Origin of the sequence: Streptomyces colwelliae (genome assembly GCF_048158785.1) — a bacterium.
Taxonomy (GTDB): domain Bacteria; phylum Actinomycetota; class Actinomycetes; order Streptomycetales; family Streptomycetaceae; genus Streptomyces.
Map to the genome: position 1 here is coordinate 1 of NZ_JBLTJC010000311.1, position 12405 is coordinate 12405.

General features: G+C 69.2%; 11 protein-coding genes. 4 read left to right on the forward strand and 7 right to left on the reverse strand.

Features of this window, described 5'->3' with window-relative positions:
- Positions 1-153: 153 nt before the first annotated feature.
- The 5 genes from ACNFOC_RS40815 to ACNFOC_RS40835 all read right to left on the reverse strand — a co-directional run bounded on the left by ACNFOC_RS40815 (position 154) and on the right by ACNFOC_RS40835 (position 6654).
- Entirely contained in the window at positions 154-2220 is a 2067-nt protein-coding gene (locus ACNFOC_RS40815; RefSeq protein WP_416964072.1) for an endo-beta-N-acetylglucosaminidase, read from the reverse strand.
- Entirely contained in the window at positions 2217-3473 is a 1257-nt protein-coding gene (locus ACNFOC_RS40820; RefSeq protein WP_416964073.1) for a glycoside hydrolase 5 family protein, read from the reverse strand. The genes ACNFOC_RS40815 and ACNFOC_RS40820 overlap by 4 nt, the downstream gene beginning before the upstream one ends.
- 93 nt (positions 3474-3566) lie before the next feature.
- On the reverse strand, positions 3567-4469 hold the full coding sequence (locus ACNFOC_RS40825) for a carbohydrate ABC transporter permease (RefSeq protein WP_416964074.1): 903 nt from the start codon (positions 4467-4469) through the stop codon (positions 3567-3569).
- Positions 4466-5353 carry a carbohydrate ABC transporter permease gene (locus ACNFOC_RS40830; RefSeq protein WP_416964075.1) on the reverse strand — a complete coding sequence of 296 codons (888 nt, stop codon included), beginning with the start codon at positions 5351-5353 and terminating at the stop codon, positions 4466-4468. Before ACNFOC_RS40830 ends, ACNFOC_RS40825 begins: the two co-directional genes overlap by 4 nt.
- An 8-nt stretch (positions 5354-5361) precedes the next feature.
- Positions 5362-6654: an ABC transporter substrate-binding protein gene (locus ACNFOC_RS40835; protein WP_416964076.1), complete on the reverse strand. Its 1293-nt coding sequence runs from the start codon at positions 6652-6654 to the stop codon at positions 5362-5364.
- Between the two features lie 271 nt (positions 6655-6925).
- Between ACNFOC_RS40835 and ACNFOC_RS40840 the strand changes: the two genes are divergently transcribed.
- A complete protein-coding gene (locus ACNFOC_RS40840) occupies positions 6926-7933 on the forward strand; it encodes a LacI family DNA-binding transcriptional regulator (protein ID WP_416964081.1) in 1008 nt (335 codons plus the stop codon).
- Positions 7934-8003: 70 nt separating this feature from the next.
- Positions 8004-8807, forward strand: coding sequence for an SAM-dependent methyltransferase (locus ACNFOC_RS40845; RefSeq protein ID WP_416964077.1), 804 nt, complete (start codon positions 8004-8006; stop codon positions 8805-8807).
- Between the two features lie 89 nt (positions 8808-8896).
- Here ACNFOC_RS40845 and ACNFOC_RS40850 read toward each other — a convergent pair whose 3' ends face one another.
- Positions 8897-9445, reverse strand: coding sequence for an ATP-binding protein (locus ACNFOC_RS40850; RefSeq protein ID WP_416964078.1), 549 nt, complete (start codon positions 9443-9445; stop codon positions 8897-8899).
- A 214-nt stretch (positions 9446-9659) separates the two neighbouring features.
- Between ACNFOC_RS40850 and ACNFOC_RS40855 the strand changes: the two genes are divergently transcribed.
- Together ACNFOC_RS40855 and ACNFOC_RS40860 are read left to right on the forward strand one after the other, a co-directional pair.
- Complete coding sequence (locus ACNFOC_RS40855; RefSeq protein ID WP_033279071.1) at positions 9660-9911, forward strand: DUF397 domain-containing protein; 252 nt, start codon at positions 9660-9662, stop codon at positions 9909-9911.
- Between the two features lie 160 nt (positions 9912-10071).
- Positions 10072-10977 (forward strand): Sco1979 family transcriptional regulator, encoded by a 906-nt coding sequence (locus tag ACNFOC_RS40860; protein WP_416964079.1) that lies wholly within the window; start codon positions 10072-10074, stop codon positions 10975-10977.
- Positions 10978-11001: 24 nt separating this feature from the next.
- Here ACNFOC_RS40860 and ACNFOC_RS40865 read toward each other — a convergent pair.
- A partial coding sequence (locus tag ACNFOC_RS40865; protein WP_416964080.1) for an alpha-L-fucosidase occupies positions 11002-12405 on the reverse strand: 1404 nt, incomplete at its 5' end.

Sequence of the window (12405 nt, forward strand, 5' to 3'; positions counted from 1 at the left end):
CCTCCAGCGGCACGGACTCGGGGTACACGGCGGGACGGATGCGCTCTTCGAGGACGCGCTTGAGGCGGGCTTCGACCAGGCTGCGGTCGTCATGCATGTGGGGTGCTCCGTAGCTCGGTTGCGGGTTGGGGTGCGGCTGTTGTCAGGCTGGTGCTACCAGGTGTGCGCGACGGTCACGGGAGCCGACGCTGTGTAGAGCTCCCCGGTCGCGCGCAGTTCGAACCACGCCTGCTGCTCGCCCTGTTCGACCTGAAGCCCGCCGACGAAGAACGCGCGCTGGCAGGTCCCGCCGAGGAACCGCCGGGTCCCGTCGGGCAGGAGCCGGTGCAGCGTGTAGTGGCGTACGGCGCCGGGCGCGGCGTCCCAGGCGAAGCGCAGGTCGCCTCCGGTGGCGGCGGTGATCCGCAGGTCGGAGGGGGCGGCGGGCGGCTGGGTGTCGTTGACGTCGCGAACAGCGAGACCGCCGAGCCGCCAGTTCACAGCGCTCCCGCTCGCGTCGGCCGCGGTGAGCCGTACACCGATCGCATGCAGCGTGCCGGAGACGCCTGTGAGCGGCACGGTCACCGTCTGCCAGCCGTTGACGTCCGTCACGGCCCGCACGCCGTTAACCGAGTTCACAGGCAGATACGTGTACGGCGGTGTCGACCCCGCCGTGCTCGGCTCGGCGGTGGCGACGGCCAGCTCGACGTTCACACTGCCGCTGCCACTGTCAGTGCGGAACGTCAGGTCGACCACCGTGTCAACACCGATCGGCAGCTGTGAACCGTACACATCCACCGTCGCCGGTTGATCGAGTACACCCGAGACCAGCACGCTGCTGCCGCCCCGCCACGCGTCCGCGAAGTCGAACGTGACGGTGGGCCGGGTCCCCGCCGTCCGCACCACCCACCGCCTGGACGGCAGCTGGTCCTGGAGCCCCAGGTGGTTCCACGCCGCGTCCGAGGTGACCGCCCCGTCCTGGTACCAGCGCAGCCCGTGCCCGGTGTTGAAGACGCTCGCGAACGGCAGCGCTCCGCCCACCGTCGACCGGTCCGCGACCGACACGGCTGGTGCCCGCCAGGTGTCCGTGCCGTCCGGCTTCGACGGGTCGAGCGAGCGCCCGGTCCAGAACCGGTCGTCGGCGGCGTGGAAGTCGCCCGGGGTGCGGCTCGCGGGCAGGTGGTTGCGGGTCCACTCGGGCCGGTAGAAGCCGACGGACGTGATGTGCGCCTTGGTCGTCGGCACCATCGCGTCCCAACTCACCGACGTACTGGACCCGTTGGACTCGACGTCGACACCGGCCCACAACTCGTAGCGGCTGCGCCCCAGTCCGTCCGCCTTCGTCCCGGACGCGGCGAGGGTGCTCGTGCTCCAGCGGAAGTCGATGAACATGGAGTCGGCGGCCTGGAAGAACGCCTGGTTCGACGTGTTCAGCGCGCCCTGCCAGCTGACCGTCCCGTTCACGGTCATCGCGTCGTACCAGGTGACCCGCTGCCCCTGAGCGGCGGCAAGGGACTTCAACTCCCCTACGAAACCCTGCATGTCCGTGCCGAGGGCGGTGTTCCCGCCGCTGGTCTCGGCGTTGACGAACCACCCGTCGAAGCCGTACGCGGCGGCGACCGCGACGAGTTGGGCGGCCAGCGGGTAGTGCCCGGCGGAGTCCTTCTGGACCAGGTCGCGGGTCCACTGGAGTTGGCCGCCGTAGGCGACGGGCGGCAGGAAGATGTTGCCGAGGACGGGGACACCGTGCCGGTGGGCGGCGTCCACGATGGGCGCGTTCGGGGCGAGGATGATGCCCTCGCCGGACGAGCCGCCCCAGAAGACGAGTTCGTCGAGGTAGGACCAGTGGGTGAGGGCGTAGTAGTCGGCGGTGGCCGCGCCCTGCGAGGGGTTGCTCGACGTCGGCCCGAAGGAGACCAGGGACTGGATGCGGGCCTGTCCGGAGCGGGCGGTGCTGTTCGCGGGGGTCGGGGTGAAGCGTGCGGCCAGGGGGACGGCGGCCGCGTTGAAGGCGAGGTCCGTGTCGGCGGCGGCGGTCCAGGTCTTCAGGCTGTTCCAGGTGATGCCGGTGCCCGGGGTGCCGGCGGGCAGGGAGTCCGGGTACCAGTAACTGGCGTACGGCTGCCCGGTGTTGGTCGCTGCCTGTTGGGCGGCGAAGGCGGGCGTGGGCAGTTGGGGCAGCAGGGTGGCCGCCGCGCCGGCGAGCAGGACGGTGCGTCTGGTGGGGCGTCTCGGGTTCACGAGCGGGTGTCTCCTTGTGGGGTGGGGAGTACCTGGTCGGGAGTGACGACTTCGGTGATGCCGCGCGCGGCGAGGTGTTCCTTGTCGTCCGCGCGCACGTCGAGGACGGTCGCCGGGCGGGCACCGTCGGCGACAAGTCGGAAGTAGGCGTCGAACACCGGCCCGCCGGGCCCGCAGACCGAGCGGACCGAGGGATCGGCGGGCACGACCAGGGCCGTCGTGCGGGTGGCGGGCGTGTATGCGGGCTCGCGCGCCGCCTCCGCCAGCACCAGCGCGATGTCCTTGGCCCGCCGGTCGTTGGTCAACAGGCCCAGCCCGTATTCGAGTTCGGGGAAGTCGGCGAGGTCGCGGGACACGTCGTGCGAGCACCACCAGGTGATGCCCCAGAGGTCGGGGCAGTCGAGGGCGTTGGCGATGGTCGCGGAGGCGAAGTCGGCCGCGTGCTCGGCGGGTACGAGGGGCTGGGGCGCGCCGACCTCCTGGAGCCAGACGGGCCGGTGCGGTTCCCCGGCCCAGGCCTTGCTCAGCTCGATGAGATACGCGGCGTGGTGTTCGCTCGGCACGGAAGTACGGCCGTGCCGTTGGGCGGTGCCGTTGAAGACCCAGGAGTGGACGGCCGTCATCGCACCGTGCCGGGCGGCCTGGGCCGGGGTGAACGGCATGTCGTCCTGGTACCAGGACGCGTCGTACTCGGCGTGCAGATGCGGCTTGCCGGGCGCACCCTCCGCACAGGCCGCGAGCATCCGCGCCAGCCAGGCGTCGATCTGGTCCTCGGTCGCCCGGTCGGGGTCCGGATGCGGGCCGGCCGAGAACTGGTTGACCTCGTTGCCGAGGGTCATGCCGATGAAGTTCGGCCGGTCGGCGAGGGCGGCGGCAAGCGTGCGCAGGTAGGCGGCCTGGCCGTCGAGGACGTCCGGGTCGGTGAAGAGGTTGCGCCGATGCCAGGTCCGGGTCCACGCGGGCAGGTAGTCGAAACTGCTCAAGTGCCCTTGCAGCCCGTCCACGTTGACGTCGAGCCCGCGCTCACCGGCCGCGTCCACGAGGTCAACCAGCTGCGCCACGGCCTTCGTTCGGATCAGGGTCCGGTTGGGCTGGAAGTACGGCCACAGCGGGAAGACCCGGACGTGGTCGAGACCCAGCTCGGCGATCGAGTCGAGGTCGGCGCGTACGGAGTCGAGGTCGAAGTCGAGCCAGTGGTGGAACCACCCTTGGCTGGGCGTGTAGTTGACGCCGAAGCGCACGGCAGAAGACATCGGGATCCTGGTTCTGTAGTGCGTACGGGAGGGCTCTGTAGTGCGTATGGGAGCGGTCTGTAGCGCGTAGTACGGGACGGTGCCGACCGGCGATCAGCCCTTGACCGCGCCTTCGCCCACGCCCCGGAAGAAGTACCGCTGGAGGCAGGCGAAGAGGGCGATCAGCGGTGCCACGGCGATGACCGTGCCGGCCGCGACGAGCCGTTCGTCGTTGGCGAAGGTGCCGTGCAGATAGTTGAGGCCGATGGTGAGCGTGAACCTGGACGGGTCGCTGAGCACGATGAGCGGCCACAGGAAGTCGTCCCAGGCGCCCATGAAGGCGAAGATCGCGACGACGGCGATGGTCCCCTTGACGGACGGCAGTGCGATCCGCAGGAACCGCTGCCACACGTTGGCGCCGTCGACGAAGGCCGCCTCCTCGATCTCGTACGGCAGGTTGAGGAAGGCGTTGCGCATCAGCAGGACGTTCATCGCGCCGATGCAGCCCGGGAGGACCACGCCGATCAGGGTGTTGTTCAGGCCCAGCTCCCGCATGGTGGTGAACTGGGCGATGATGATGCCCTCCACCGGCACGAGCATCGCGAGGATGAAGACGAGGGTGGCCACGCGGCGGCCCCGGTAGCGCAGCCGGGCCAGTGCATACCCGGCGAGGGCCGAACCGACGCAGTTCGTCACGACGTTGGCGGTGGCGACCTTCAGGGAGTTGAAGGCGTAGTCCCAGACGGGGATGGTGTCGGCGACCCGCTTGTAGTTGTGCAGGGTGGGGTGTTCGGGGAGGAAGGTCGGCGGTGAGCTGTAGATGTCCTCGGTCGGGCCCTTGAGCGAGGTGGAGAGCTGCCACACGAAGGGGCCGACAGTGATCGCGAGGACGATGAGCAACAGGGTGTAGCGCAAGGCGAGTTCCCAGACGCGGATGCGACGGCCGTGCTCGTCGGTGATGCGGGGTTCGCGAACGGCCGTCTCCTGGACGGGCCTTGTGCGCTCGATGACGCTCAAGCGTCCTCCTTCCGGTCCGCCCGCAGCACAAGCAGCATCAGCGCGACGGTGACGACGAAGACGACGACCGAGAGCGCGGAGGCGTAGCCGACGCGGCCGGTCAGACCCGTTCCCGTGCGCTGGACGAGCATCACGAGGGTGGTGTCCTCGCCGGCCGGTCCGCCGCTCGGGCCCGCCATCAGGTAGACCTCGGAGAACACCTTGAAGGCGGCCACCGAGGACAGCGCGCCGACGAGGACCATCGTGGAGCGGACGGCGGGCACGGTCACCGCGAAGAAGCGGCGCACCGCGCCCGCGCCGTCCACCGACGCGGCCTCGTGCAGCTCACGCGGCACACTCGCGAGCGCGGCCAGATAAATGATCATGTAGTAGCCGAGGCCCTTCCAGACCGTGACGGCCATCGCGCTCAGCAGGAGCAGCCACTGGTCGCTGAGGAAGCCGATCTGTCCGACGCCGATCGTCTCCAACAGCGAGTTGACCAGGCCGCGTTCGTCGAGCAGCCACACCCAGATCAGTCCGACCACGACGATCGACGCGACGACCGGCGTGTAGAAGGCGGACCGGAAGAAGGTGATGCCGGGGATGTTCTTCTGGACCAACAGGGCGAGCAGCAGCGGGAGTACGACGAGTGCGGGGACCACTCCGAGGATGTACAGGGTGCTGTTGCGCAGGCCGGTCCAGAACATGTCGTCGTGCCACAGCTCGCGGAAGTTGGCGAAGCCCACGAAATGGCCCGGGATCAGGGTGCGCCGGTCCGTGAAGGAGTTGATCACGGTGGAAGCGAAGGGGTACAGCACGAAGACGCCGACGACGAGCAGCCCGGGGGCGGCGAACAGCCAGGGGCTGGCGGGCAGTTGGCGCCGCACGCGGGACACGTCGGCCATGGGGACCCTCAGCCTTCCTGCTGGAGCAGCGTGTCGCACGCCTTGACAGCGTTGTCGAGAGCCGTCTTGGGGCTCTCCTTGCCTTGCAGGGCCTTGGCGACCTCGTTGCGCAGCGCGGTCTTCATCTGCTCGCTGAACAGCACCGGTGTGTAATTGACCGCGTTCTTCAGGGACTTGGCGGCGGCGATCCGTACCCGTGTCTCGTCGGTGCCGTCCTCCTTGGTGAAGTACGGGTCGTCGAGGGAACCGGCGGTGCTCGGGAAGATGGCGACCTTCTTCGCGAACGACATCTGCTGCTGGGCGTCGGTGACGTAGTGCGCGAAGGCCACGGAGGCCGGGGTGTGCTTGGTCTTGGAGTTGACCATCACGCCCATCACGTACATGTTGACGTGCCCGGTGCTGGTGATCTGGTCGGTGATGCCGATGTTCTTGTAGAGGCTGGGCGCCTGCTTCTTGAAGTTGTCGAGGTCCAGGGCGCTGCCGGGGTTCATGGCGACGGCCTCGGTGAGGAACTTCTTGCCGGACGACTCCGGGGTGGCGGTGAGCGCTTGCGAGTCGAGGGCCTTGGCGTCGTACAACTCCTTGTACTTCGTGAGGAGTTCGATGCCCTTCGCGTCGTTGAAGGCGAAGGCGGTGCCCGCCTTGTTCATGAGCTGGACGCCGTAGCGGCCGAAGTCCTCGACGGTGGGGACGTTGGCGAGGGTGGCGACCTTGCCGTCGGTCTTCTGGGCCAACTGGAGGGCCTGGGCGAAGAGTTCGTCGTACGTCTTCGGCGGCTGGTCGGGGTCGAGTCCGGCCTGCTTGAAGAGGGACTTGTTGTAGAAGAGCGGGCCCGTGTTGAGGTACCAGGGGAAGGCGTAGGTGCCGGTCATTCCAGGTATCTGGTGGCTGGCCCAAGCACCGGGCAGGTACTCGCTCTTGTACTTCGCGGCCGACTTGTCGAGGTCGAGTGCGAGGCCCGCCTTGGCGAGCGGGGCGACCAGGTCCGGGGAGACGTTGACGACGTCGGGCAGGGTGCCGCCCGCGGCGTCCGCGCTGATCTTGTCGGCGTACCCCTCGGCGGGCTGGTCGATCCACTTCACGTGGGTGCCGGGGTACTTCTTCTCGAAGCCGGAGATCACGCCCTCGAAGTAGGACTTGAAGTTGGCGCGGAGGTTCCAGGTCTGGAAGGTGATGTCGCCCTCGACCTTGCCCGAGGCGTCGGTCGAACCGCCGTCGTCTCCCCCGGAACCGCAGGCGCTCAGCGGCATGAGGACTACGGCGGCGGCAGCTGCGGCGAAGACTCTGCGGGAGATGCGCACAGCGAGTGGCTCCTTTGCAGTGGGGGTTGGCCAATCGTGCCGGGGCAGACCTTGCACGCTCTCCGGCGGGCGAGTCAATGGATTCCGCTCAGCTAAATTCATTAGTTGGCCGGATCCGGACAACTACGCTGGTCAGCGAGGTGTGTTCGCATTCTTGCGGTGGATCACTAATGCGCTTTAGGGTGTGCTGACTCAAGCGCATTAGTGCGCGGCACCGGTGGAATGGAGAGCACGGTTGTCAGGCAAGCGGTCGCCCGCGCGTCGGCCGACGATGAAGGACATCGCGCAGCGTGCCGGCGTGTCCGAGAGCGCGGTCTCCTTCGCGCTCAACGGCCGGCCCGGCGTCTCCGAGATCACCCGCGACCGGGTGCGCCGGGTCGCGGAGCAGCTGGGCTGGCGGCCCAGTACGGCGGCGCGGGCGCTGTCCGGGGAGGGTGCGGCGACGGTCGGTTTCGTCCTCGCCCGGCCCGCGGACACCCTCGGCGTCGACTCGTTCTTCCTCCAGCTCGTCTCGGGCATCCAGGAGGTGCTGGCCGAGCGCCATCTCGGGCTGCTCTTCCAGATGGCCGAGGACGTCGACGACGAGTGCGCGGTGTACCGGCGCTGGTGGGCCGAACACCGGGTGGACGGCGTCCTGGTGGCCGACCCGCGCACCGCGGATCCGCGGCCCGACCTCCTCGACGAACTGGGCCTGCCCGCCGTGGTGATCGGCGGCGCACCGGACGAACGGCATCCCGGTCTGTCGACGGTGTGGGCGGACGACGCGGGCGCGATGGCTTCTGTGGTCGACGAGTTGTACGCGCGCGGCCACCGGCGGATCGTGCACATCGCGGGCCTGCCGGGCCTCGCGCACACCGAGCGCCGCATCCGCGCCCTGCGCGCCGAGTCCGCGCGGCGCGGGCTGACCGAGGTGCACTCGGTGACCACCGACTACTCGGACGCCGCGGGCGCCGCCGTCACCCGCCGGGTCCTCGAAGTCGCGGCTCCCCCAACGGCGTTGATCTACGACAACGACGTGATGGCCGTCGCCGGGGTGGCCGCCGCGGCCGAACTCGGCTTCTCCGTACCGGCGGACGTGTCGGTGGTCGCCTGGGAGGACTCCGCCCTGTGCCGCATGGTCCGGCCGTGGCTGTCTGCGCTGTCCCGGGACAGCGTGGAGTTCGGCCGTACGGCGGCCCGGGAGTTGACCGCGCTGCTGGACGGCGGGCCGGCGCGCACGGTGCGGGTGCCGGTGCCGCGGCTGATCGAGCGGGACAGCACCGGGACGGCGCGGGAGTGAGCGTGCCGTAACTCCCGATTCGGGTCCGAATCGCCGGACACCGCCGGGTACTTCGTGTGAGGCTTTGCCCATGACCTCCGAAGACCCGCTGGCCGACCGGCTCCAGCTCGACCGGCCGCACTCCGCCCGTGTGTGGAACTTCCTCCTGGGCGGCAAGGACAACTACGCCGCCGACCGCCAGGCCGGCGAAATGATCGTCCAGATGTTCCCGGACATCGCCCTGCTCGCCCGCCTCCAACGACGCTTCCTGGTACGGGCGGTGCGCTATCTCGCCGAGGAGGCGGGCATCCGCCAGTTCCTCGACATCGGGACCGGCCTGCCCACCGTCGACAACACGCACGAGGTCGCGCAGCGCATCGCGCCCGAGAGCCGCATCGTGTACGTCGACAACGACCCGCTGGTCCTGGTGCACGCGCAAGCGCTGCTCACCAGCACCCCGGAGGGCGCCTGCGCCTACCTCGACGCCGATGTGCGCGACCCCGAGGGGATTCTCGAAGTCGCCGCCAAGACACTGGACTTCAGCAAGCCGATCGCTCTGACGATGCTGGGCATCCTGGGCCAGATCCCGGACTCGGACGAGCCCGAGTCCGTCGTGGGCCGCTTCCTGGACGCCCTGCCCCCGGGCAGCTATCTCGCGCTGAGCGACGGCACCGACACCAACGCGGCGCTGAACCAGGCTATTTCGGTGTACAACGCCAACTCCGCCAGCTCGTACCACCTACGCGGCCCCGAGCGGATCGAGGCGTTCTTCGACGGCCTGGAGGTCATCGAGCCCGGCATCGTGCCCACCTCGCAGTGGCACCCGGAGCCGGTCGACGTGGGCCGCGACCCGTCCGACGTGGACGCGATCTGCGGTATCGGCCGCAAGGTCTGAGCAGCAACACGGAAGAGGGGCACCGGAGTTACCGGTGCCCCCCTCTCGCCTTCCCATGCCTCTCCCGTCGGAGGCGCGTGTGTCTCGCCTCAGATCCGGAACAGCGCCCAGACCGTCTTCCCGCCACCCGACCGCAGGTTCCATCCCCACGACTCGCTCAGCGCGGAGACCACCTGCAGACCGCGTCCGGACTCCGCGAACTCGTCGGGGTGCCCCTCGACAGGTATGCGATCACTGTCGTCGGTGACCGCGCACACCGCGTACGGCAGCCGGTCCCACACCGCGAGCCACAGTGAAGGCCGGGGCTCCGCACGGGAGTTGGGCGCCCGCCCGTAGCGCAGCGCGTTGCTCACCAGCTCCGACACGGTGACCGTCATGTCGTCGACGAGTTCGTCCCCGGCTCGGTCGGCCAGTGCCGCGCGGGTGAAGTCCCGTGCCACCTGGGCCGATCGAGGCATCGGCGGCACGACGAGGACGGAACAGAGAGCGGGGTCGTGTCCGTCGCCGACGGCGGGTACCCGGGTGACGGTCTGTCCCGGATCGGGCGGGCCCACCTGGTCGACGGCTCTGCACAGCCACTCCCAAGTCCCCTCGATCCGCAGGGTGTCGACCGGTCGTACGACTTGCTCTGCGGACATCGCGACCCCTGAGACCCCTGGGAAGAGAACAACTGCGCGCGCTACACCTGTCCGGAGCATCGTCCTCCGCCTGCCCCTGCGAACGCAAGTGCATCGGCAATTACCGCTGCAATTGCAGACGATCTTGCGAGCGGCCCACCCGAGGGCTATCGTCCTGCCCATCACCAATGGATGCAATTGAAGCTGCAATTGCATTCGATCTTCCGGGGGAGCGATGAGGCCTCACATAGAGCACGCGAACGGCATGTCGGCGACCCTGCTGAGCGACGCGCAGTGGCGCAAGAGCCACCACAGCAACCCCGAGGGCAACTGCGTCGAGCTGGCCGCGCTCTCCGACGGCCAGGTCGCCGTGCGCAACTCGCGCCACCCCGAAGGTCCGGCGCTCGTCTACACCAGCGCCGAGATCTCCGCGTTCGTCCGCGGTGTGAAGGACGGCGACTTCGACGGCCTACTCCCCGGCCGCTGAGGTCAGGCAAAACCCGCGGATGGCCGGAAGGCGCCGGACACAGGCCGGCACCTTCCGGCTCCTTCACTCCCCGCAGTTATCCGGAACCTCGGTGCTACGATCCTCTTTTGAGTCCCGAAAACTTGCGGACGGTATCGGCGCGACCGCCGAGGGGATGAACATGACTGCAGCTCAACCGGAATACGCTCCCTCGGGTTCGGATGTGCTGAGCCTTCAGCGCGGCGGTCCGACCGTCCAGCGCATCATGCTGGGCACGCGCCTGCGCCGCCTGCGCGAGTCCCTCAACATCACCCGGGACACGGCCGCTTCGGCGATACGAGCCTCGGACGCCAAGCTCTGCCGCATGGAGCTGGGCCGCGTCGGCTTCAAGGAGCGCGACGTAGCCGACCTGTTGACGCTGTACGGCCTCCAACAACCCGATCTGCGCCAGGAGTTCCTGGACTCCGCCCGCCGTGCCAACGAACCCGGCTGGTGGCGCGCGTACGGCGACGCCTTCCCGACCTGGTTCGAGCAGCACCTGGGTCTGGAGGAAGCGACCTCCCTCATCCGCACCTACGAAGTCCAGTTCATCCCGGGCCTGTTGCAGACCGCCGCGTACGCCGAGTCCGTCATCCGGCTCGGCCGGCCCGTCGACACCCCGGACGCGATCCAGCGCCGTGTCGAACTCCGCATGACCCGGCAGGAGTTGCTCACCAGACCCGACGCTCCGAGGCTGTGGGTCGTGGTGGACGAGGCGGCGCTGCGCCGGCCGCTCGGCGGGGCGGACGTGATGCGCGAGCAGCTGCGGCACCTCATCGAGACGGCCGCCCTGCCGAACGTCACACTCCAGGTGCTGCCGTTCACCGTGGGCGGCCACGCGGCCGCCGGCGGTCCGATCACCGTGCTGCGCTTCCCGGTGCCGGACCTGCCGGACATCGTCTACCTCGAACAGCTCACCAGTGCCCTCTACTTGGACAAGCCCGAAGAGGTCGACCGCTATCTCGCGGTCATGGACCGGCTGAGCATGGTGGCTTCACCGGCCCCCGAGTCGGTGGCCTTCCTGGAGAAGCTCCTCAAGGACATGTGAGGACAGCCGGGTTCCGGCCGCCGCTCAGACCCTCGACCGGTACAGCCCGAACTCCGCGACCCTCACGGTGTCTCGGGCTGCCGTCACGCGAACTCGCCAGCGCCGGGCCCGTACAGGCGCGGTCAGCAGCAGGATGCGGCTCGCGCCGATCGTTCCCGCGCGGGTCACCTCCGTCCACGCCCCGTCGACGTACGCCTCGACCACGAAGCCCTCGACCTGCTGGCCGTAGCGCCCTGTGTCCTCCGCCAACCGGACGCGGTCGACGGCCTGTTCGGTGCCCAGGTCGACGGTGACGCGGCCCTGCGAGGTGGTCGTCCGGGCCCCGAGCGCCAGGTCCTCGGGCAGTTCCCGGTCCACGCGCTCGCGGAACTCGCGCAGGCGTGCCACGTCCGGGGCCGCCAGCACGCCGTCCGTGTCCGGTGGGACGTTGAGCAGCAGGACCGAGTTCCGGCCGACCGAGCCGAAGTAGATGTCGATCAACTCGTCGACGCTCTTGGGGACTTGGTCCGGGTGGTAGAACCAGCCGTCGTGGATCGACACATCGCACTCGGCGGGCCACCACTGCAAGTAGTCGGTGTTCGACTGTGCCGAGACGAGCGCGCTACGACTGCCCTCGTCGGCGGTGTCGTAAGACAACGCCCAGTCCGTCCGCCCGTACTGCTCCTCCTTCACCGGCAGGACGCTCCACTCGTCCTCCCGCGCGATGCCGCCCTCGTTGCCGACCCAGCGCACGTCCGGGCCGGTCACGGCGATCGCCGCGTCCGGGGCCAGCGACCTGACCAGGGTGTACCAGCTGTCCCAGTCGTAGTCCTCTACGTGGCCCGGCGGGATGCGGCCCTGGGCGCCGTCGAACCAGACCTCGTCGAGCGGGCCGTACTCGGTCAGTACTTCGTAGAGGGTGTTGAGCATGTGGGCGCCGTAGTCGGTGGCGTCCAGTGTATAGAGGGTGTCCGGGGAGCGGTCGTCGCCGTCGACGAGTGTCGGGATCGTGCGCGTGACGCGTGCGCTGCCGTTGGCGTAGACGCCGTGGAGGTACTGGTTCTCGTCGGCGGGCGAGAGGTAGACGCCGGCCTTGAGGCCGTACCGCCGCATGGAGTCGGCGAAGGAGCGCAGTACGTCGCCCTGGCCCGCACGCCAACTGCTGTACGCGACCGTGTGGTTGGTGTAGCGGGAGGGGTAGAGGACGAAGCCGTCGTGGTGCTTGACGGTGAGGATGGCGAGCTTGAAGCCGCCGTCGCGCAGGGCGCGGGCCCACTGGTCGGTGTCGAGACCGGCCGGCTGGAACACGTCCGGGTCCTCGTCACCGGTCCCCCACTCAAGGCCGGTGAAGGTGTTCACGCCGAAGTGCAGGAACGCCGTCCGCTCCAGTTCCTGCCAGGCCACCTGCCGTGCGGTGGGCCGGACTTGGGAGGCCTTGCGGACCAGGTC

Excerpts from the sequence above, each read along its gene's own strand:
- ACNFOC_RS40850 (WP_416964078.1), bottom strand. The coding sequence starts at position 9,445 with ATGTCCGCAGAGCAAGTCGTACGACCGGTCGACACCCTGCGGATCGAG.
- ACNFOC_RS40845 (WP_416964077.1), top strand. The coding sequence starts at position 8,004 with ATGACCTCCGAAGACCCGCTGGCCGACCGGCTCCAGCTCGACCGGCCG.
- ACNFOC_RS40855 (WP_033279071.1), top strand. The coding sequence starts at position 9,660 with ATGAGGCCTCACATAGAGCACGCGAACGGCATGTCGGCGACCCTGCTG.
- ACNFOC_RS40830 (WP_416964075.1), bottom strand. The coding sequence starts at position 5,353 with ATGGCCGACGTGTCCCGCGTGCGGCGCCAACTGCCCGCCAGCCCCTGG.
- ACNFOC_RS40820 (WP_416964073.1), bottom strand. The coding sequence starts at position 3,473 with ATGTCTTCTGCCGTGCGCTTCGGCGTCAACTACACGCCCAGCCAAGGG.
- ACNFOC_RS40860 (WP_416964079.1), top strand. The coding sequence starts at position 10,072 with ATGACTGCAGCTCAACCGGAATACGCTCCCTCGGGTTCGGATGTGCTG.
- ACNFOC_RS40840 (WP_416964081.1), top strand. The coding sequence starts at position 6,926 with ATGAAGGACATCGCGCAGCGTGCCGGCGTGTCCGAGAGCGCGGTCTCC.